Raw genomic sequence first — 21,433 nt, forward strand, 5'->3', positions numbered from 1 at the left:
TAACTATAGAAGTGTCTGAATAAACCTGCACAGCTCTCGGCTCTGGCATTCGGCTTTGCTCGGCATCCTGTATCTCTGCCGTCGTGTACGAGTCTTTCCGGGTTATTCAGAGACTCCTGTAGTCTTAATCCTTCCCTCCGGGAGTTGTTGCACCAAGGACTCTAGTGAATGCTGTTTTTAATTGGGCTGGTTATCGTAATCGGAAGTGTGCTGTACGGCTATGTCATGTCTCATGGCAATTTGCTGGCGCTATGGCAGCCCTTCGAAATTCTGATTATTTGTGGTTCCGCGTTCGGAGCCTTTTTGCTATCGAATCCGTGGCATGTGGTGCTGCAGTGTTTCAAACTGACACCACAGGTCATTATGGGCAGCAAGGTCAATAAGGCGATGTATATGGATGTACTCGGCCTGATTTATGACATCCTGAATAAAGCCCGGCGTGAAGGCATTATGGCGATTGAAGCTGATGTTGAAAGCCCGGCGTCCAGCGCAGTGTTCTCCCGTTATCCGGCGATCCAGGCGAACGAAGAACTGGCACATTTTATTGCCGATTATTTCCGTATTATTGCGGCCGGCAACCTGACCTCATTTGAACTGGAAGCTCTCATGGATCAGGAAATTGATGCCCGTCTGCACGAACTGGAATTACCGGGTAATGCGGTGGGTAAAGTTGCCGATGCGTTACCGGGCTTTGGTATCGTGGCGGCAGTACTGGGTATTGTAATCACCATGGGTGCCATTGGTGGCGAGGTCAGTGAGATTGGTGCGCACGTTGCCGCCGCACTGGTCGGTACCTTCAGTGGGGTATTTCTGGCGTACGGTATTGTTGGCCCGGTGAGCGCGGTGATGCGTCATCTGGCAGAAGAAGAAATTAAGCTCTACGAAGCCAGTAAGTCCTGCATCATTGCTTCTCTTAACGGCTTGCCACCACAGCTTGCGGTTGAGTTTGGACGTAAGTCATTGTTTACCCATGGCCGTCCGAGCTTTACCGAAGTTGAAAGCAAGGTTCGTGGTCGCTGATGGAAAATCTAGGTCCTCACCAGAATATTATTGTCCGGCGTAAGAAAAAGGGCCGGCATGACGACCATGGCGGCGCCTGGAAAGTCGCTATGGCTGACTTTGCTCTGGCGATGATGGCGCTGTTTCTGGTGCTGTGGGTAATTAACTCGTCCAATGAGCAGGAACGCGCGGCTATCTCTGGGTATTTTCAGGATCCGAAGGCCTTTGAAGATGGCAAAAAAGTACCGTCTAAATACGTCATCGATCTGGGTGGTTCACCTTCTGTGTCGGATAACGTCTCTGAATCGGAAACCATCGATCCGGAAGATATTCTACAGGCCGAAGAAATTGAAAGTCTGGCCGAAGCGATTGAGAAAAAACGGATGGAAGATATGAAAGCGCAGATTGAAGCGCAGATTAACGCCAGTCCTACTCTCAGTCCGTTCAAAAATCAGTTGCTGCTGGATATCACCACCGAAGGTCTGCGTCTGCAGATTGTCGATCAGACCAAACGTCCGATGTTTGATCCCGGCAGTGCACGGCTTAAATATTATTCTGAAGATATTCTGTGGGAACTGGCGCCGTTACTGGCCACCATGGAGCACCGTTTATCCATTGCCGGTCACACCGATTCATCCCGTGCCGGCGGTACCCGCGATGAGGATGATGCTAACTGGGGTTTATCCTCCCTGCGGGCAGATTCGGCACGCCGGGCATTAATGGAAGCTGGCGTACCTAAATCGCAGATCGCGCAGGTGATTGGTATGGGGGATACCGCACCACTGAAACCGGATGATCCGGGTAATGAAGTGAATCGTCGTATTTCCATTACACTGCTGAACAGAAAATCGGAAGAGACTGTGCGTGACCGTTCCGGTGGTGAGCCACAGGTGGAATTTATCGACAGTAATAATCAGGCTCCGGGTGACGCCCGTCAGCCGGTTATTAATAAAGCGGGGTCATTACTGGAAGAGCTGCGTAAAAAACGCGAATCAAAAGATAATACCTACGATAATCCACCGAATAAAAATGAGGCGTTCTGGTAGTTACCGATCCATCAGAAACAACATAAAAAAACGGCAGCCTGAGGCTGCCGTTTTTTATATGCATTGCATACTCAGAGTTCGGTCAGTGTCTGCAGGATACGCTGATAACTCTGGAAACGTTCGGGTTTTACCTTACCTTCTTCAACCGCCGTACGGATCGCACAGCCCGGCTCCTGATTATGGGCGCAGTCGCGGAAGCGGCAATAACCGGCCAGTGGGCGTAATTCGCGGAAGCCATACAAAACTTCATCTTCACTCATATGCCACAGACCAAACTCGCGGATTCCCGGGGAATCAATCAGATCACCGCCAGCCGGAAAGTGATACAGGCGCGCGGTGGTGGTGGTGTGTTTCCCCTTGCGGGTATTTTCTGACAAGGCACCGACTTTTAATTCTTCACCCGGCAGCAGGGTGGCAATTAATGAAGACTTACCAACCCCCGACTGGCCGACAAAAACACTGATGCGGCCATTCAGGAATTCTTTCAGTTCGCCCAGACTGCTGTCGTCTTTGCTGCATACCCGCAGAGTGCGGTAGCCCAGATCTTCATAAGCACCGAGCAGCTGCTCAAAATGACCACGGTTACTGTCATTCAACAGGTCGGTTTTATTGAGCAGAATAATGGGCTCGATATCGCAGTTTTCGGCGGCCACCAGATAGCGGTCAATCAGGTTACTGTGTGCTTCAGGTTCCGGTGCCACAACCAGCACAATAAAGTCGATATTGGCCGCTACCGGCTTAATTTCGTTATAAGGGTTGGGGCGGGATAATTCGGAGCTGCGCTTCAGTACCGTTTCGACAACCCCGGAGTGTACGCCGTTATGTTCAGCGCCCGGGCGGAATACTACGCGGTCACCGGTGACCAGAGAGCCCAGATTCGCGCGCAGGTAGCAGCGATAACGCTGAGCGCCTTCTGCGCGGCTTTCGATTTCCACCTGAGTGCCGAAGTGCGCAATCACCTGACCTTCGCATTCATCGCCTAGTTCGCCGGCGTTCAGCTGCTCGGCAATTCCGCTTTCTTTCTGCTGGGCGCGCTTGGCTTTTTCTTCCTGGATTTTCTCCACGCGCCAGGCCTGGCGTTTGGTCAGTTTACGTTTGCTCATCAATCTTCGCTGTAGTGAGGGCAAGGCGGCCATTGTCCGTGTTGGCCGGGGCTGGCGCAAGTTGCTAAACTGCCGCTATGTATCTATGAGCAAGCCGTTATGAGCCAAAACGAAAATTTAGTCTGGATGGATCTGGAAATGACCGGTCTGGAGCCAGAGCAGGATGTGATTATCGAAATCGCGACCATAGTCACCGACAGCAACCTCAACATTATTGCCGAAGGCCCGGTGCTGGCGGTTCATCAGCCCGATGTATTGCTCGATGCCATGGATGAGTGGAATACCAAAACCCATGGCAACTCTGGCCTGACCGAGCGGGTGCGCAACAGCAGTACCAATGCCCGCGAAGCCGAACGGTTAACGCTGGAATTCCTGCGTCAGCATGTGAAACCGGGCACTTCACCGTTGTGCGGCAACAGCATTCATCAGGATCGCCGCTTTCTGGTGAAATATATGCCGGAGCTGGAAGCCTATATGCACTATCGCAATATTGATGTGTCCACGCTGAAAGAGCTGGCCAAGCGCTGGAAACCGTCGGCGGTGTCATCTTTCCAGAAGAAAGGCAGCCATCAGGCGCTGGATGATATCAAAGAGTCGATTGCTGAAATGCAGCACTACCGTGAGCACTTTCTGGCGTTGTAAGAGCTTGGCAGGCCAGATCCTGTGCAATAAAAAAAAGCCCCGCAATCGCGGGGCTTTTTTATAACCGGCAGGAGCGCTCAGTCTTGCGCCTCTGTGCTATGCAGCAGGCAGATCTGATCCCGGCCATTATTTTTGGCCCGGTATAACGCCCGATCGGCCAGATCCATCAGATCGGTTTCGCTCTCCAGTCCGCGTGCAGATGAGCCGGCAATACCAATACTGAGGGTAATTTTCAGATCCGGAGCAACATCGGGAAAGCGGAGGTTACGCACCCGGCTGAGGATGCGTTTGGCCAACTCTGCGGCTTGTCGTGGTTCGCAGTCATCCAGAATAATCAGAAATTCTTCACCGCCGTAACGGCCAATCGCATCCTGCGGCCGCAATGCCTGACGCAAGGCTGAAGCGATGTTCTGCAGAACTTTATCGCCAGTAGTATGGCCGTAGGTGTCGTTCACTTTTTTGAAGTGATCGGCATCGATCATCAGCACCGATAGCGGCGTAAGATTCAGCAGGTGGCGCTGAAAGGCACGGTGCAGAATCTGTTTGATGGTGCCCTGATTCCACAGCCGGGTCAGGCTGTCGATCCGCGCCTGCTGATAGGCTTCGTCCAGCTCGCTGATCAGCTGTACCTGAGCATCGCTTATCTGGGTCAGGTTAAGTTCGGTTTGCGCCCAGCTGGCGATATCGGCGAGGGCAGACAGATCGTCCTCGCTGAAAGTTCGTGGTTTGGTATCAACAATGCACAGCGTGCCGACATTTTGTTCACGGCTTTTGAGCAGGTAACCGGCATAAAAACGCGCATAAGGCGCGCCTGTAACGTAGGGGTTGTCGGCGAAGCGCGGGTCCTGAGTCATGTCTTCACAGATCAGATATTCGTCTTCCAGCAGAGTGTGCTGGCAGAGTGCATCAGAGCGCGGCGTGCTGATCAGGTCGAGGCCATGAATCGACTTGAACCACTGTGTTTCGTCATCAATCAGCGACAGATACGCAACCGGGACATCAAATAACCGGCACAGTGTACGGGTTATACGATCAAAGCGGTCTTCCAGCGGCAGGTAGAGAATATCCAGTTCCTTTAATGCCTGCAGGCGCTGATGTTCGCGGGCCGGATGTGAGGCAACGGTCATAAAGGTCTCCAACAGCTGAGGCGTCTGCAAAATCGCCCGGTAATTCTGAAGTTTAGACAGTCTGACGGTATCAGACAGGTGTTGTTTGCCCACGGGTTTATTGTGTGGCTCATCATGGGGTTTGCTGTTGCTGTAATGCCCAGTCGATATGTTCCTGCACCAGAGCGCTGACCTGCGGCCGCCGGCGTTGCAGGGCGTCGGCCACTTCCAGACTGCGCGGCGCGTTACCCAGGGCAACGGCGATATTGCGCAGCCAGTTTTCGTAACCGGTGCGGCGGATGGGCATGCCTTCGGTGCGTTTTAAAAAAGTGGCTTCATCCCAGGCGAACAGCTGCAACAGACTGGCCTTGTCGAGCTGGTGGCGCGGGCTGAAATCGCCTTCTTTGCTGGCGTTGCTGAAACGGTTCCAGGGGCAGCCGATCTGGCAGTCATCACAGCCGAAGATACGGTTGCCGATGCCGGATCGCAGGTCTTCAGGAATCGGCCCGTTCAGCTCGATGGTCAGATAAGAAATACAGCGCCGGGCATCCAGCACGTGGGGGCCGACAAAAGCCTGGGTCGGGCAGATATCCAGACAGGCTGTGCAGCGTCCGCAATGATCCTGTGTGTAGGGCTCGTCCAGAGGGAGCGGCAGGTCGGTGAGGATTTCGCCCAGGAAAAAATACGAGCCGGCTTTGCGGTTGATCAGCATGGTGTTCTTGCCGATCCAGCCGAGTCCGGCGCGGTTGGCCAGCGCCCGTTCCAGTACCGGCGCGCTGTCGACAAAGGCGCGGAAGCCCATCTCGCCAGCGGCCTGTTGCAGGCGCTTTCCCAGTTCGGTCAGGCGCTTGCGCACCAGCTTGTGATAATCGCGGCCGAGGGCGTAACGCGAAATATAGGCCTGATTTTTATCGCTCAGCTGATCGGTGATGCGGATATCCGGCGCCAGATAATCCATACGTACGCTGATTACCCTCAGGGTACCGGGCAACAGCTCCGCCGGACGTGAGCGCATATTGCCATGGTCGGCCATATAGCCCATTTCACCGTGATAACCGGCGGCAAGCCATTGCTGCAGGCGCTGTTCATGCTCGCCCAGATCGACCCCGGTAATGCCCAGTTGCTGAAAGCCGAGTTCTTCTGCCCAGCTGTGCAGCTGGGCGCGTAATGTGGCCCATGACGGCGATAAATCTGTGCAATCCGGTGCATTGTCCGACGATCTTTCTGTCATGGGTTCGTCTTCAGGCTCAGCTTCTATATAATTTTGCGCAATTTAACATATTAGGCAGCCAAGGGATGAATCGACCTTACACCGCCAGGGATCATCTGCCGGGTGAACTCTACCGCGCCGATCAGGTGCGCGAGCTTGACCGGTTGGCAACAGAACAGGAAAACATCAGTGGTTTTGAACTGATGTCGCGTGCCGGTGAAGCGGCGTTTGCCTGCCTGCTGGAACGCTGGCCGGATGAGCAGCAAATCTGCGTCTTTGCCGGACCGGGCAATAACGGTGGTGATGCCTGGGTGCTGGCGGCACTGGCCTGTTACCACGGCATGGATGTTTGCTTTTATACCCTGGGCGATCTGCAACAGCAGTCGGACAGCGCGCAACAGGCGCGGACAATGGCACTGGATGCCGGCGTGCAGCCGCAGGTCTTCAGTGGGGAACTGGATTACGAAGGGCGGGTCATTGTTGATGGGCTGTTGGGCACCGGACTGAATGCCGAAGTTCGTGGTGATTATGCTCAGGCCATTGCCGCCATCAACCAACACTGGGCTGATGTACTGGCGCTGGATCTGCCTTCCGGCCTGAATGCCGATACTGGCCGCATTATGGGTAATGCGGTGGAAGCCAGCCTGACGGTGACTTTTATCGGTATGAAGCGCGGCATGCTGACCGCGGCCGGACCGGATGTCTGTGGCGCGATCGCCTTTGCTTCACTGGCCGTCGATCCGCTGCTGTACCGCCAGTTGCCGGCCGATGCCGAACGTATCAGCTGGGATCGCCTGGACCGTCTGGGTCAGCGCTTACCGGCGCGGCTCGGCAATGCCCATAAAGGCGAGTTCGGCCATGTGCTGGTGATCGGTGGCGATCAGGGTATGGGCGGTGCGGTGGCCATGGCATCGGAAGCGGCAGTCCGCTGCGGTGCCGGCCTGGTCAGTTGTGCGACCCGTACCGAACATGTGGCGCCACTGCTGATGCGTCGTCCCGAAGTGATGGTACGTGCTGTTGAATCCGGTCTGGAACTGCAGCCATTGCTCAGCCGTGCCGCGGTACTGGCGGTCGGGCCGGGGCTGGGGCAGAGCAGCTGGTCAGAGTTGTTGTTGCAGCAGGTTTTAGGTGATGAACGACCGCTGCTGCTGGATGCCGATGCCCTGAATATTCTTGCATCACCGGGCTGGCGCTGTGATTTTGCCGGACGTGATGCTGTGCTCACACCGCATCCGGGTGAAGCGGCACGGCTGCTTGGCTGCAGCATTGCCGAAGTGCAGGCCGACCGTTTTGCTGCGGCCCGCAAGCTGGCGCAGGAATATCAGGCGGTGGTGGTGCTCAAAGGACAGGGCTCGCTGATTGCCGCGCCTGATGGTCGTCTGGCGCTGTGTACCGATGGCAACCCGGGTATGAGCAGCGGCGGCATGGGCGACGTGCTCAGTGGTGTGATTGCCGCGTTGCTGGCGCAGGGCATGACTCCCTGGGCGGCGGCACGTTATGGCGTTTGTTTGCACAGTGCTGCGGCTGATATGGTGGCGGCACGTTACGGTCAGCGTGGTTTACTGGCCAGCGATTTAATGATGATGTTGCGGGAGCTGATTAACTGATGACCATTCGCCTGTGCGGAGAATCCGCCATGACGGCCTTTGCGGCGGCCTGTGCGCCGGTATTAAGCGAAGGCGGCCTGCTGTTTCTGGAAGGTACGCTGGGGGCGGGTAAAACCACCTTCAGCCGTGGCCTGATTCAGGCGCTGGGACATCAGGGCGCGGTGAAAAGCCCGACGTATACTCTGGTTGAGGATTATCCGCTGGCGGCCTGCCATGTCTGCCACTTCGATCTGTATCGTCTGGGCGATGCTGAAGAGCTGGAATTTATGGGCATCCGCGATTATCTCGATAGCCAGGCGCTGTGTTTAATTGAGTGGGCCGAAAAAGGCCGCGGTGTTCTGCCTGCGGCCGATCTGGTACTGCATATTGATGATCTGGGCGACAGCCGCGAACTGAGCTGGCAGGCCGGCAGTGAACGTGGTCAACGCTGGGTGCAGTCTCTGGATACGCTGGCGCAGGAGTTTGAGCAGACATGAAACCTGTTTTTTTGCCTGTTTTCCTGTTGGGGCTGATATTGCCGCTGTTGCTCAGCCCGGCACTGCATGCCGACGTTAAAGATGTGCGGGTCTGGCAGTCGCCGGATAAAACCCGTCTGGTGTTTGATTTATCCAGCCCGGCGGAACATAAAATATTTACCCTCAGCAACCCTGACCGGGTCGTGATCGATCTGGCCGACTCCAAAGTGCTGAACGATCTGGCGAAAGTTGATCTGCAGTCCACGTCCATCCGCGGTATCCGCAGTGGCAAGCGCAATGGTAATGACGTGCGCATCGTGCTCGATGTAACGGAACCGCTGAACCCGAAAAGCTTTCCGCTGGCGCCGAATAATGTGTATGCCAATCACCGTTTGGTGGTTGATCTGGAGCGTGAGGTCGGTGCTCAGGTCGTGGCGCCGGTTAAAAAAGCCGATATTTATACCGACAACAAACGCGACATTATTATTGCTATCGATGCCGGTCACGGTGGCGAAGATCCGGGCGCGATTGGTCATGGCCGCACGCGGGAAAAAAATGTGGTATTGGCCATTGCCAAAGAATTACAGCGACTGTTAATCGCAGAGCACGGTTTCCACCCTTTTATGGTACGTACCGGCGATTACTATATCGGCCTGCGTGAACGTACCGAAAAAGCACGTAAAGCCAATGCCGACTTTTTTGTGTCGATTCATGCTGATGCGTTCAAACATCCGAGCGCCCATGGCAGCTCGGTATTTGTGCTGTCGGAACGTGGCGCAACCTCAGAGGCGGCGCGCTGGCTGGCCGATAAAGAAAATGAATCGGATCTTATCGGTGGTGTCAGCCTGGAAGATAAAGAAGATCATCTGGCGATGACACTGCTGGATTTATCCATGACCGCCAAACGCAATTCAAGCGTGAAACTCGGTACCCATATTCTCGACAATATTGGTAACGTTTCCCGGCTGCACAAAAACCATGTGGAAGAAGCGGCTTTCGTGGTGTTAAAAGCTCCGGATATGCCAGCGCTGCTGGTAGAAACCGGTTTTATTTCCAACCCGGATGAAGCGCGTAAGCTGGCCACCAGTAATTATCAGAAAAAAATGGCACGGGCGATTTTTGCCGGTATTACCGAATATTTCCGTGAGCATCCGCCACGGGGAACCTTGCTTGCCGTGCAGAAAAGCAGTGCGCCGGTATTTAATACCTATGTAATCCGCAGTGGCGATACCCTGTCGGATATTGCCGTTAAAAATGGTGTGGCGATTAATGAGCTGCGTCGCGTCAACGAACTGAAAAATGATCAGCTGCGCATCGGCCAGCGTATCAAAATTCCTAATACCTGATTTCCGGGCTGTATTTTTATGAGTCGAATTCATCTGCTGTCACCGCGCCTGGCGAACCAGATCGCCGCCGGTGAGGTAGTCGAACGTCCTGCCAATATCGTTAAAGAACTGGTGGAAAACGCCCTGGATGCCGGTGCAACCCGCATCGAAATTGATGCTGAGCAGGGCGGGGTCAAGCTGCTGCGCATCCGCGACGATGGTCATGGCATTGAACACGATGATCTGCCGCTGGCGCTGAGCCGTCATGCCACCAGTAAAATCACCACGCTGGATGATCTGGAAGCGGTTGCCAGTCTTGGTTTTCGCGGCGAAGCGCTGGCCAGTATCAGCTCGGTCACACGGTTAACCCTGACTTCAAGAGCGCAACATGCGGAAGAAGCCTGGAGTGTGCATGCCGAAGGCCGTGATATGGCCGCCAGTGTCACTCCGGCGGCGCATCCGGTGGGCACCACGCTTGAGGTACGTGATTTATTTTTTAATACCCCGGCGCGGCGGAAGTTTTTACGCACTGAAAAAACCGAATTTTCCCATCTGGAAGAAACCGTTAAGCGGCTGGCGTTAAGCCGTTACGATGTGGCATTTTCGCTGCGCCATAATGGCCGGGTGATTCATCAGTTGCGCAGTGCCGAGCGCACTATTGATCGCGAAAAACGCGTTGCCAGCCTGCTTAATAAAGACTTTATCGACAGCGCGGTGCATATCGATGCCGAAGCTGTGGGTCTGCAACTGCAGGGCTGGGTCGGCTTGCCGACCTTTTCCCGCTCACAGGCGGATATGCAGTATTTCTTTGTCAATGGCCGCGTGGTACGCGATAAATTAGTAGTGCATGCGATTAAACAAGCTTATCGCGATGTGCTGTATCACGGTCGTCATCCGGCCTTTGTACTTTACCTCTGGCTGGACCCGAAACTGGTGGATGTGAACGTGCATCCGACCAAGCATGAAGTGCGTTTTCGCGATGGCCGGCTGGTACACGATTTCCTGTTCCGTACCCTGCATAAAGCGCTGGGTGATGTGCGTCCGGATGATCGTCTGGCGGGCAGCACACCGGCGACGCTGGTGCCACAGACGGCGCCGCTCAGTGGAGTGCAGGCCGGTGAATTTCAGGAGCAGGCACGCCTCGACTGGCAGGCGCAGGCGGTACAGGAAAATGCCGGCAGCTATCAGCCTGCATTTAATGCAGTGCCGCAACAGGGGGCCGTCAGTGCGCAACTGGACGGCCTGCGCTCGCTCAGTCAGCCGCTCGATGATGCGCCCTGGGGACAGGAAGTACGGCAGGGTCAGCCACAGCCGTTACCACAAACGCCCAGCGCCGATATGCCGCCTCTGGGTTATGCCATTGCGCAGCTGCACGGTATTTATATTCTGGCGCAGAACGCACAGGGTATGGTGGTGGTTGATATGCATGCGGCCCATGAGCGTATTACCTATGAGCGGTTAAAGATCGCCGTTGATCAGCAGGGGGTGCAGAGTCAGCCGCTGCTGGTGCCGGTGACGCTGGCGGTGAGTGAGCGCGAAGCTGATGCCGCCGAGCAATTTGCCGATGAATTCCGCTTGCTCGGCGTTGAGCTTGCGCGGGTCGCGCCGGAAAGCGTGGTTGTACGCCAGATTCCGGTGCTGCTGCAGCAGGCGGAAGTTCCACGGCTGATTACTGACATGCTGGGCGACCTGCTTGAACACGGCACCTCCGACCGTATTCTTGCGCACCGTAACGAATTACTCGGCACCATGGCCTGTCATGGCTCGGTACGTGCAAACCGCAAACTCAGTATTCCGGAAATGAACGCATTACTGCGTGATATGGAAGCCACTGAGCGCAGTGGCCAGTGCAATCATGGCCGTCCGACCTGGACTCAGCTCACCATGGGTGAACTGGATAAACTGTTTTTACGGGGCCGCTGATGAGCACTGTGCATGAATTACCGCCGGCCATTTTTCTGATGGGGCCGACCGCTTCCGGCAAAACCGCACTGGCACTGGAACTGGTGGAAAAATATCCGTGCGAAATTATCAGTGTTGATTCGGCGCTGGTGTACAAAGGTATGGATATTGGTACCGCCAAACCCGACGCAGAAATGCAGAAGCGTGCACCGCACCGGTTAATTGATCTGATCGATCCGGCAGAGAGTTATTCCGCGGCAAATTTCCGTGAGGATGCGCTGCGCGAAATGGCTGATATCACCGCCCGCGGCAAGGTACCACTGCTGACCGGCGGCACCATGATGTACTTTAAATTTCTGCGTGATGGCGCTGCGCAATTGCCACAGGCCGATGAAGCCGTGCGTGAGCGTCTGCTGGCCGAAGGGCTGCAATATGGCTGGCCGCATATGCACGAAAAACTCGCCGCCATCGATCCGCAATCGGCTGAGCGGTTAAAACCGATGGATTCACAGCGTATTCAGCGCGCACTGGAAGTGTATGAAGTATCGGGCAAAACCCTGACCGAGTTCTGGGCTGAGCAGCAGAGCGAACCACTGCCTTATCATGTGGTCAATCTGGCCGTATGTCCGCGTGAACGCAGTACCCTGCATGAACGCATTGCGCTGCGTTTCCGCCAGATGGTGGAGCAGGGCTTTATCGATGAAGTAAAAAAGCTGCATGCGCGCGGTGATCTGAACGTCAATATGCCTTCCGTGCGGGCCGTCGGATACCGCCAGGTATGGGACTATCTGGACGGCAAATATGATTATGAGGAAATGATTGAGCGTGGCATTATAGCCACGCGCCAGTTGGCGAAGCGGCAGGTAACCTGGTTGCGCAGCTGGCCCGATCTGTACTGGCTGGAGACAGAGGATAGTAATCTTCTGCAAAGCGCCTTGAAAATCCTGCATGCCAACGCCATATTTAGCGCATCGTCCTGATTTCGCAGCTTTATCGCATTCGCGTCGCTCCGGACGAACTGGGGCTTATTATTTTTCTTGGCTGTCCCCACATTGGACGGCACACCTTCATTTAAGGAGACCATTATGTCAAAAGGGCATTCTCTACAAGACCCTTACCTCAATCAGCTGCGCAAAGAACGTATTCCAGTGTCTATCTTTCTGGTAAACGGCATCAAGCTGCAAGGTCAGATCGAATCATTCGACCAATTTGTTATTCTGCTGAAAAACACGGTCAGTCAGATGGTTTATAAACACGCAATTTCTACTGTTGTACCATCCCGCAATGTGCGTCTGCAGCCTGCAGATACCGGCGAAGTTGATGGCAGCAGCGACGAGTAAACGCAGGAGCCGCTGATTTGTTCTTTGAACGCCCGGATAATGGCGGCGAAACCGCAGTACTGGTTCATATTGATTTTCCTGAGGGCCTCAACCGTGAGGACCTTAACGAGTTCAGGGAACTGGTTATTTCGGCAGGTGCCGATCCGGTGGATCTGGTAACCACCAAACGCTCAACCCCCGATCCCAAAACCTTTATCGGTAAAGGTAAAGTGGAGGAAATCGGTCAGGCTCTGCGCCTGCATGGCGCAGAACTGGTTATTTTCAATCACGCATTGTCACCCAGCCAGGAGCGCAACCTGGAGCGGGCATTACAGTGCCGTGTTCTCGACCGTACCGGTCTGATTCTCGATATTTTTGCCCAGCGTGCGCGTACCCACGAAGGTAAGCTGCAGGTTGAACTGGCGCAGCTGCAGTTTCAGTCGACCCGTCTGATCCGTGGCTGGACTCACCTTGAACGCCAGAAAGGTGGTATTGGTCTGCGCGGGCCGGGTGAAACCCAGCTTGAGACTGACCGTCGTCTGCTGCGTGAGCGGGTAAAAAATATCAACGCCCGGCTGGAAAAGGTTCATGCCCAGCGCGATCAGAACCGCCGTGCGCGTAAGCGTTCATCGATTCCCAGTGTGGCCATTGTCGGTTACACCAACGCTGGTAAATCAACCCTGTTTAATACCCTGACCACCGCCGATGTGTATGCGGCCAATCAGCTGTTTGCCACTCTTGACCCAACGTTGCGCCGCTTTGCGGTGGATAACGTCGGCGAAGTGGTACTGGCCGATACGGTGGGATTTATTCGCCACCTGCCACACAAACTGGTTGAGGCCTTTCAGGCCACATTGCAGGAAGCGGCCGAAGCGGATCTGCTGGTGCATGTGATCGACTGTGCGGCACAGGAACGCGAAGGCAATATTCAGCAGGTTGAGCTGGTATTAAAAGAAATTGAAGCCGATGTGGTGCCGCAACTGCGGGTCTACAACAAAATTGACCTGCTGGAACACGGCGAAGCCCGTATTGACCGCGACGATCAGGGCAAACCGGTGGCGGTGTGGGTATCGGCACAGCAGCGCCTTGGACTGGATCTGTTGAACCAGGCTATTGGCGAACTGCTGAGTACGGAAGTCTTCAATGAAGATATCTGTCTGCACCCGGCGGAAGCCAAGTTACGTGCAATTCTTTACGAATTGGGTGCGATACAGAAAGAACACTATGCTGAAAACGGTGATATGGTACTGACCCTGAGAATGCAGCGTCAGGATTTCAAACGTGCTCTGGCGCGCGCTGATATGGCCGAAAGCCGTTTTCTTGAACCGGTACAGGAAGCCTGGCACTGAGTGACGATGTTACTCAATGCAACCGGTTCTGATATTTTTCAGGATGCGTTGTCATACGGACGTGCGCATCGAATTGTCTGCCTAACTGGAGTGACTTATGGCCTGGAATGAGCCCGGCGGAAAGGGCAATCCCAATGATCCCTGGGGTAACAACAACCGCGGTAATAAAAATCGCGGCAATCAGCCACCGGATCTGGATGATGCCCTGAAACAGCTGATGGACAAGATTAATGGTCTGTTCGGCAAGGGAAATGGCAATAACAATAACGGCGGTGACAGCGGTAGTGGTGCCGGCGGTTTCTTTGGTATTGCTGCGGCGATTCTGGTTGTTATGCTGGCTTTTAACTCCTTCTACACCCTGGATGAACAGGAGCGTGGTGTTGTACTGCGTTTGGGTAAATACCTGAAAACTGAGAATCCGGGTCTGCACTTTAAAGTGCCTCTGGTTGATCAGGTGATTCCTGTAAACACCACCAAGGTGCGTGAAGCCGAAATTAAAGAGCGCATGCTCACCGAAGACGAAAACATCGTCGAAGTGGAACTGAACGCGCAATACCGTGTGGCCGACCCGATTGCTTTCGCCCTGCGTGTTGAGCTGCCGGAACGTACCCTGTTGTCTGCGGCGGAAAGTGCGCTGCGCCATGAAGTCGGTTCTGCGGCGATGGACCCAATCCTGACCACCGGCCGTGCGGTATTGGCTGAGAAAGTACAGATCCGTCTGCAGGATTACCTCGACCGTTACCAGACCGGTATGGTGCTGACCAACGTCAACATTAAAGATGCCCGCCCACCGGCTCAGGTGAAAGCGGCATTCGACGACGTACAGAAAGCCAAACAGGATAAAGAACGTTTTATCAACGAAGCTGAAGCCTACGCCAATGCGGTTGTACCGGAAGCCCGTGGTCGCGCCCAGCGTCAGCTGGAAGAAGCCAGTGCTTATAAAGACCGCATCATCGCCCGCGCAGAAGGTGAGGCAGCCCGTTTCAACAATCTTTATTCCGAATACAAAAAAGCGCCGGCGGTTACCCGCGAGCGTCTGTATATCGAAGCGTTGTCTGATGTGTACAGCAATACCAGCAAAGTGCTGGTGGATGTTAAGGGCGGCAATAACATGATGTATCTGCCGCTGGATAAACTGATGCAGAACCTGCCGACAGCCAAAGGCGACGGCGCGTCTCTGAGCAGCGGTGATATTTCCCGTCTGACTGATCAGGTACTGAATGAAGTCCGCACCCGTCAGAACAGCACTGGCAACACTACTCGCAGGGAGGGTCGTTAATGTCTCCGAAAGCTTTATTGAGTCTGATCGTTCTGGGTGTGCTGCTGCTGGTCGCCAGTCAGGGCCTGTACGTCATCAACGAAACTGAACGCGCGATCAAGCTGCAGTTCGGTGAAGTGGTCGACAATGACATCAAACCGGGTCTGCACTGGAAAGTGCCTTTTATGCAGAACGTTAAGCGTTTTGATGCACGGGTACTGACGCTGGATACCAATCCATCGCACTTCCTGACCTCCGGTAAAAAATATGTGATCGTCGATTCGTTCACCAAGTGGCGTATCAAGGATGTGAATTCCTACTACAAAGCCACTTCCGGTAACCGTCAGGAAGCATCTAACCTGCTGGCTAACCTGGTCAACAAAGGTCTGCGTGATGAAATCGCCAACCGTACCCTGCATGAAGTGGTATCCGGTGAGCGTGATCAGCTGATGACCAAGCTGACTGCGGCGCTGAATACTCAGACTCAGGATGATCTGGGTATTGAGATTCTTGATATGCGCGTTAAAGCCGTCGATCTGCCGGATGACCTCAGTGCCTCGGTGTATAACCGTATGTCGGCGGAACGTGAGCGTGAAGCGCGCGAACACCGCTCACAGGGTAAAGAGCTGTCAGAAGGTATTCAGGCCGATGCTGATCGTCAGAAAACCGTTCTGGAAGCTGAAGCTTACCGTGATGCTGAACGCACCAAGGGTGAGGGCGATGCTGAGGCTGCGCGTATTTATGCGTCTGCTTACAACAAAGACCCTGAGTTCTATGCCTTTACCCGTAGTCTGAAAGCTTACACCCAGACCTTCAGCCAGAGCGATGTGCTGCTGCTGGAGCCGGACAGCGACTTCTTCCGTTATATGAAGGACGCAAAAGGCAAGTAAGCAATAACCAATGCCCGCGCCTTAACCATGTTCAAGGCGCAGCGGCTTTGGTAGAATCCTGCAACCGGGCCTGGTGCCCGGTTTTTTTGTGCGATTTTCTTTTGAGGACCTCCGGTGCAGCCTGATTTATGGCGCGAATTCGCTATCGCCCTCTGCCTGGTGTTTATTCTTGAAGGGGTAATGCCGTTTCTCTACCCCGCCCGGTGGCGCAAGCTGGTCGCTCAGCTGGCCACAGTCGATGATCGCACGATGCGCATGACCGGTCTGATCAGTATGCTGATCGGGCTGGGTTTACTTTACGTAATCAATTAAAAGGCTGGACGATGACTAGCGCTGACCGTTGGCTATTGCCGGATGGTATTGAAGAAGTGCTGCCGCCACAGGCGCGGCGGATTGAACAGTTGCGTCGCCGTTTGCTCGACCTGCTGGATAACTGTGGCTATGACCTGGTGATTCCACCGGCGCTTGAATATCTGGACTCATTGCTGACCGGTGTTGGCAAAGATCTCGATTTGCGTACCTTTAAAGTGACCGACCAGCTGTCTGGCCGTCTGATGGGACTGAGTGCCGATACCACGCCTCAGGTTGCCCGTATCGACGCCCACAGTCTGGCTCCGGAAGGCATCAGTCGTCTGAGCTACTGCCGTACCGTATTCCATGCCAAGGCCAGCTCGCTGCTGGCCAGCCGCACCCCGACTCAGATTGGTGCTGAACTGTACGGTGAAGCCGGTGTTGGCGCCGACGTTGAAATCATCAGCCTGATGCTGACCCTGCTTGAGTCCGCCGGTGTGCAACAGGTGCATCTGGATCTGGGTCATGTCGGCGTATTCCGTGCGCTGGCAGCCAAAGCCGGTATCAGTTCTGAACAGCAGCGCGAGCTGTTTGATCTGCTGAAACTGAAATGCGCCACCGACCTTGAAGCCTGGGCCGCGCGCGAAATTCAGGATGCCGCACTGGCTGAAGCCTTTGCACTGCTGATCCGCCTGCAGGGCGACCGTCAGAAACTGGATGCCGCCATCAGCCGTATGGCAGAGCTGGTACCGGAAACTTCCGCCGAGCTGGCGCATATTCAGCAGGTTGCAGAGCAGCTGGCGCAGCGTTTCCCGCAGACGTCGCTGTATTTCGACCTGACCGAACTGCGCGGCTATAACTATCACACCGGTCTGGTGTTTGCTGCTTATATTCCTGGCTATGGCGATGCCATCGCTCAGGGTGGCCGTTATGACGAAACCGGCGCGGTGTTCGGCCGTGCCCGTCCGGCAACCGGCTTCAGTGCTGATCTGAAGGTACTGGCCCGTTTCGGAACCTATCAGGCAGAAGCAAAACAGACAGTAGTTGCACCCAATGATAATGACCCGGCCTTATGGCAACTGATTGCGCAACTGCGCGAGCAGGGCAAACGGGTTCTGGTGCCGTTGAACGATGATGCGATCCGGGCGGATCTGTATCTGAAAAAACTGGATGGCCAGTGGCAGCTGGTCGAAGCTTAATTTTTTAGAGTGATTGATACCGCGATGGGCAAAAGCGTTGTTGTTCTGGGCACCCAATGGGGTGACGAAGGTAAGGGTAAGATTGTTGACCTGCTGACTGAAAAAGCCGCCGCTGTAGTGCGCTTTCAGGGTGGTCACAATGCTGGTCATACACTGGTAATCAACGGTGAGAAAACCGCACTGCACCTGATTCCGTCCGGCATCCTGCGTGATGGCGTGACCTGTATCATCGGTAACGGTGTGGTGCTGGCACCGGATGCTCTGCTGAAAGAGATCCGGGCACTGGAAGAGCGTGGCGTACCGGTAATGGAACGTCTGCGTATCTCCCATGCCTGTCCGCTGATTCTGCCGTACCACTGCGCTCTGGATCAGGCTCGTGAGATCAAGCGTGGCAATGCCAAGATCGGTACCACCGGTCGTGGTATCGGCCCGGCTTACGAAGATAAAGTATCCCGTCGCGGCCTGCGCGTTGGCGATCTGTATCAGCCGGAGTTCGCCGACAAACTGAAAGAAGTGATGGAATACCATAACTTCTCGCTGAAAAATTACTACGGCGTTGACGAAGTCAGCTACGAAGAAACCCTGGCGTCCTGCATGGACTGGGCAGCACAGATCAAAGACGTTGTTGTTGACGCTGTGAACCTGGTGCACGAGATCCGCGAAAGTGGTGGCGACATCATGTTCGAAGGTGCGCAGGGCACTCTGCTGGATATCGACCACGGTACTTATCCGTTCGTAACCTCGTCCAACACCACTGCCGGTGGCGTAGCGACCGGTTCCGGTGTTGGTCCGCTGTATCTGGATCAGATTCTGGGTATCACCAAGGCTTACACCACCCGTGTAGGTTCTGGCCCGTTCCCGACCGAACTGTTCGACGAGGTGGGTGTACACCTGGCGACTGTTGGTAAAGAAAAAGGTACCACCACCGGCCGTGACCGCCGTTGTGGCTGGTTCGATGCGATGCTGGTGAAACACGCGATCCGTGTAAACTCCATCAACACCATCTGTCTGACCAAGCTCGACGTGCTGGACGGTCTGGAAACCATCAAAGTCTGTGTTGGTTACGAAGATGCCGATGGCAATGCTGTGAATGTACCGGCCAGTGCTGATCAGTTCGATAAGATCAAACCGGTCTACAAAGAGCTGCCAGGCTGGACTGAATCGACCTTTGGTGCCAAGAGCATTGATGATCTGCCGGAAAATGCCCGTGCCTACGTGCGTTTTGTCGAGCAGGCTATTAATGCACCGATCGATATTATCTCCACCGGACCTGACCGTGTAGAAACCATCGTTCTGCGTCACAGCTTCGAGCTGTAATCCGCATCTGGTGCAGCAAAGAAACCCCGCAGCTCAGGCTCCGGGGTTTTTTTTTGTACCTGCTGTTTATGATTGGTGTCACCGGCCCTTAAATGAGCTGAATAATATTCATCAATTTCCTGTTTTTAGTATTTTCGATGATTTAACGGCAATAAAGGCATGTCTATTGCTAAAGTGTCTTTTCTGACTTTTTAGACATTGATGATTGTCAGAAAACCGGCACAGAGAGGCCGGTCGTCACCACGTTAACTACAGGAAAATGCTATGCAGGATTTGTATGAATATCCGGTCGTCATTGAAGTACCGGTAGCCTGGGGGGAAATGGATGCTTTTCAGCATGTGAATAACACCCAGTTCTTCCGCTATTTTGAAAGCGCCAGAGTGCAGTATTTCGATAATCTGAAGATTCTCGATTATATGAACAACTATGCCCGCGGGCCAATTCTGGCTTCCACTAATGCTAAGTTTCTGGCGCCGGTAAAGTACCCGGATACACTGAGTGTCGGTATCCGCAGTCTGCGTCTGGAAAGCGGGCGTATTACCCAGGAGTACGCGGTCTGGAGTCATGAAACCTCACGCCTGGTGGCGAAAGGTGAAAGTCTGCTGGTGTTCTTTGATTACAAGGCCGGACAGCCCTGTGATATCCCGCAGGGGCTGGCAGACAGCATTCTGGCACTGGAGCCTTATCTGGCAGCCGGGATAAAAGCTCCTTCCTGAGGGAGCGTTCTGTAAAGAGCAGGCTCCGTAAGGGAAATTTATCTTAAAGAGAACATGCCTTAAAAAAACAGTGCCATGCGGAATAACCGCATGGCACTGTTTGGCGCTTAATCTATTTCAACGCGGAAGCGGTGATCGTTACCGTAGCTGCGATCCCACAGGAACAGGTGGTTGTGCCAGTTACCACCCTGCCAGTTGCGTACGTAGTACCAGAAACTGCCGCCGAAATCACCGAACACCACTTCATCGCCGTCTTTCAGGCAACCATCACTGACGGGTCCGACTTTACGTAAATACAGGTTCTCCGACGGGCTGCTGGCGGCGTAATAACCGTAGTCGCCATCGCCGCCGCGCCAGTAATTCATATAGCGGCCGTTCTGGTTGCTGCGCAGCTTGATATAGGCACCGGGCCAGCCGCCGACATCTTTATAGTTATTACTGGTCAGGCAATAGAGGTCGGTAAACTGAGTTCCCCAGCCTTCAATACGGAAACTGCTGCTGGCATCGCTGGCGCTGTGATTGGTGGTCAGCCAGCCGTCGCTGTTATTGCTCAGACCCAGATAGCCGCCACTGTTCAGCGCTTTGAAGCGCACCTGACGATAACGCACCTGACGCGGGCTGATGTCCGGCTGACTGGCAGCGGCGCCTAAACCCACCACCGGGAAGTGGTCGGAATATTCATCCGATTCATAATGGTAGCTGTCGGGAATAATGACGGTATCCCGCCAGGTGCTGGCTGCCGCAACCGGCAGGGTGGCGTTGCCCCAGCCCGGGATGTCTGCATGGGCGTCCGACAGCAACAGGTAATCCAGGTGTTCGGGGGCGTAGCCGGGGTATTGTTTGGCCGCGAGGTCGTTCTGCTCAGGGTTCCAGCTGGGGATATCATTCAGGTATTGCGGAGCACGGGCGTTCAGTGCGCTGAGCATGTTCTGATATTCCGGACCCTGGGTTTTAACATTCAGGTCGCCGGCGATAATCACGGGTTCATGTGCAGGGATATTCTGCGCAGCAATAAAATCGCGGATTTTTCCGAACTGTGCCAGACGCTCCGCCGAGCCTTTTGGCGTACCGCCGCAGCTGGATGATTCTGACTGGGTGTGAGTGGCGATCAGGTGCAGGCGTTCACCGTTACGCAGAATGCGCGCATAGGCAAAGCCCTTGTTGTCGAGAGAGTCGTCACCGCAGCTGTTGTTAAACATCACCTGCGCCTGATACTCAATCGGCCAGCGGCTGAGGATGGCAACACCGCCATTCTTTTTAACCGGATCAATATAACCAATGCTGTCATCCCACTGGCTGGCATTCAGGTCGGAGGCGATCACCGGCGTCTGATACGGATAGTCGTTTGCCAGCCCCTGCAGAATAACATTGGCCGGGCCGCTGCCGTCGTAGTTCAGTTCGAACAGTTCATTCAGCGCGACCACATCGTAGCCGCGGATATAGTCTGCCTGGGCGACCAGCGCTGCACGCTGATCGGTACCCGGGCCGGTGCCCAGTCCCCAGAGGAAGACCGGCAGATACACGTTATGGGTCAGAACACGCAGATCGTTGTAGCTGGCCTGAGCGGGCATGCCCAACAACAGCAGGAACAACAGAGGAAGAACGGATTTCATGGTGAGCTCGTTATAATTGTAAGAGCGTACCACTTTAACGGAGGGGGATAATTCTGACATCTGGCGTATCGGGCCAGATGCCATG

The 21,433-nt window shown here is 54.6% G+C and carries 20 protein-coding genes; 16 read left to right on the forward strand and 4 right to left on the reverse strand.

The genetic code is table 11. The features are described 5' to 3' along the window. The first annotated feature begins 168 nt into the window (after positions 1–168). Both motA and motB read left to right on the forward strand, forming a co-directional pair. Positions 169–1,020 (forward strand): flagellar motor stator protein MotA, encoded by an 852-nt coding sequence (motA, locus tag HUF18_RS10125; protein WP_145469874.1) that lies wholly within the window; start codon positions 169–171, stop codon positions 1,018–1,020. Beyond that, positions 1,020–2,045 carry a flagellar motor protein MotB gene (gene motB / locus HUF18_RS10130; RefSeq protein WP_145469873.1) on the forward strand — a complete coding sequence of 342 codons (1,026 nt, stop codon included), beginning with the start codon at positions 1,020–1,022 and terminating at the stop codon, positions 2,043–2,045. Before motA ends, motB begins: the two co-directional genes overlap by 1 nt. Positions 2,046–2,116: 71 nt before the next feature. Here the strand turns inward: motB and rsgA are convergent, their stop codons facing one another. Next, positions 2,117–3,148 carry a small ribosomal subunit biogenesis GTPase RsgA gene (gene rsgA / locus HUF18_RS10135; protein WP_225692111.1) on the reverse strand — a complete coding sequence of 344 codons (1,032 nt, stop codon included), beginning with the start codon at positions 3,146–3,148 and terminating at the stop codon, positions 2,117–2,119. 99 nt (positions 3,149–3,247) lie between these two features. On the opposite strand from rsgA, the gene orn reads away from it, so the two are divergent. Continuing rightward, positions 3,248–3,790, forward strand: a complete 543-nt coding sequence (gene orn / locus HUF18_RS10140) for an oligoribonuclease (RefSeq protein ID WP_145469871.1) — start codon at positions 3,248–3,250, stop codon at positions 3,788–3,790. Between the two features lie 77 nt (positions 3,791–3,867). Here orn and HUF18_RS10145 read toward each other — a convergent pair whose 3' ends face one another. Both HUF18_RS10145 and queG read right to left on the reverse strand, forming a co-directional pair. Then, positions 3,868–4,917, reverse strand: coding sequence for a sensor domain-containing diguanylate cyclase (locus HUF18_RS10145; protein WP_145469870.1), 1,050 nt, complete (start codon positions 4,915–4,917; stop codon positions 3,868–3,870). A gap of 112 nt (positions 4,918–5,029) precedes the next feature. Beyond that, positions 5,030–6,127 (reverse strand): tRNA epoxyqueuosine(34) reductase QueG, encoded by a 1,098-nt coding sequence (gene queG, locus HUF18_RS10150; RefSeq protein ID WP_225692112.1) that lies wholly within the window; start codon positions 6,125–6,127, stop codon positions 5,030–5,032. Positions 6,128–6,192: 65 nt separating this feature from the next. Here queG and HUF18_RS10155 point away from each other — a divergent pair, with 65 nt between their 5' ends. The 13 genes from HUF18_RS10155 (at position 6,193) to HUF18_RS10215 (ending at position 19,735) form a co-directional block, all read left to right on the forward strand. Further along, positions 6,193–7,713: an NAD(P)H-hydrate dehydratase gene (locus tag HUF18_RS10155; RefSeq protein ID WP_225692113.1), complete on the forward strand. Its 1,521-nt coding sequence runs from the start codon at positions 6,193–6,195 to the stop codon at positions 7,711–7,713. Then, on the forward strand, positions 7,713–8,189 hold the full coding sequence (gene tsaE / locus HUF18_RS10160) for a tRNA (adenosine(37)-N6)-threonylcarbamoyltransferase complex ATPase subunit type 1 TsaE (protein WP_225692114.1): 477 nt from the start codon (positions 7,713–7,715) through the stop codon (positions 8,187–8,189). Before HUF18_RS10155 ends, tsaE begins: the two co-directional genes overlap by 1 nt. Next, on the forward strand, positions 8,186–9,514 hold the full coding sequence (locus HUF18_RS10165) for an N-acetylmuramoyl-L-alanine amidase (RefSeq protein ID WP_145469866.1): 1,329 nt from the start codon (positions 8,186–8,188) through the stop codon (positions 9,512–9,514). The genes tsaE and HUF18_RS10165 overlap by 4 nt, the downstream gene beginning before the upstream one ends. 18 nt (positions 9,515–9,532) lie before the next feature. Then, positions 9,533–11,416: a DNA mismatch repair endonuclease MutL gene (mutL, locus tag HUF18_RS10170; protein ID WP_145469865.1), complete on the forward strand. Its 1,884-nt coding sequence runs from the start codon at positions 9,533–9,535 to the stop codon at positions 11,414–11,416. Further along, a complete protein-coding gene (gene miaA, locus HUF18_RS10175; protein ID WP_225692115.1) occupies positions 11,416–12,375 on the forward strand; it encodes a tRNA (adenosine(37)-N6)-dimethylallyltransferase MiaA in 960 nt (319 codons plus the stop codon). The genes mutL and miaA overlap by 1 nt, the downstream gene beginning before the upstream one ends. Before the next feature lie 105 nt (positions 12,376–12,480). Continuing rightward, entirely contained in the window at positions 12,481–12,735 is a 255-nt protein-coding gene (gene hfq, locus HUF18_RS10180; RefSeq protein WP_145469863.1) for an RNA chaperone Hfq, read from the forward strand. 17 nt (positions 12,736–12,752) lie between these two features. Continuing rightward, positions 12,753–14,063: a ribosome rescue GTPase HflX gene (hflX, locus tag HUF18_RS10185; RefSeq protein WP_225692116.1), complete on the forward strand. Its 1,311-nt coding sequence runs from the start codon at positions 12,753–12,755 to the stop codon at positions 14,061–14,063. A gap of 97 nt (positions 14,064–14,160) precedes the next feature. Beyond that, on the forward strand, positions 14,161–15,342 hold the full coding sequence (gene hflK / locus HUF18_RS10190; RefSeq protein WP_225692117.1) for an FtsH protease activity modulator HflK: 1,182 nt from the start codon (positions 14,161–14,163) through the stop codon (positions 15,340–15,342). Continuing rightward, positions 15,342–16,211 (forward strand): protease modulator HflC, encoded by an 870-nt coding sequence (gene hflC, locus HUF18_RS10195; RefSeq protein WP_225692118.1) that lies wholly within the window; start codon positions 15,342–15,344, stop codon positions 16,209–16,211. Before hflK ends, hflC begins: the two co-directional genes overlap by 1 nt. 114 nt (positions 16,212–16,325) lie before the next feature. Further along, positions 16,326–16,523, forward strand: coding sequence for a DUF2065 domain-containing protein (locus HUF18_RS10200; protein ID WP_145469859.1), 198 nt, complete (start codon positions 16,326–16,328; stop codon positions 16,521–16,523). A gap of 11 nt (positions 16,524–16,534) precedes the next feature. After that, positions 16,535–17,701, forward strand: a complete 1,167-nt coding sequence (locus tag HUF18_RS10205) for an ATP phosphoribosyltransferase regulatory subunit (protein ID WP_225692119.1) — start codon at positions 16,535–16,537, stop codon at positions 17,699–17,701. 24 nt (positions 17,702–17,725) lie between these two features. Next, positions 17,726–19,018, forward strand: a complete 1,293-nt coding sequence (locus HUF18_RS10210) for an adenylosuccinate synthase (protein WP_225692120.1) — start codon at positions 17,726–17,728, stop codon at positions 19,016–19,018. Positions 19,019–19,282: 264 nt separating this feature from the next. After that, on the forward strand, positions 19,283–19,735 hold the full coding sequence (locus HUF18_RS10215) for an acyl-CoA thioesterase (RefSeq protein ID WP_225692121.1): 453 nt from the start codon (positions 19,283–19,285) through the stop codon (positions 19,733–19,735). A gap of 107 nt (positions 19,736–19,842) precedes the next feature. On the opposite strand, the gene sph is transcribed toward HUF18_RS10215, so the two are convergent. Next, entirely contained in the window at positions 19,843–21,348 is a 1,506-nt protein-coding gene (sph, locus tag HUF18_RS10220) for a sphingomyelin phosphodiesterase (RefSeq protein WP_225692122.1), read from the reverse strand. Positions 21,349–21,433: the final 85 nt, after the last annotated feature.

It is taken from the genome of Thalassolituus sp. ST750PaO-4, from assembly GCF_020320405.1.
GTDB classification, from domain to species: Bacteria; Pseudomonadota; Gammaproteobacteria; order Pseudomonadales; family Oceanobacteraceae; genus Venatoribacter; species Venatoribacter alkanivorans.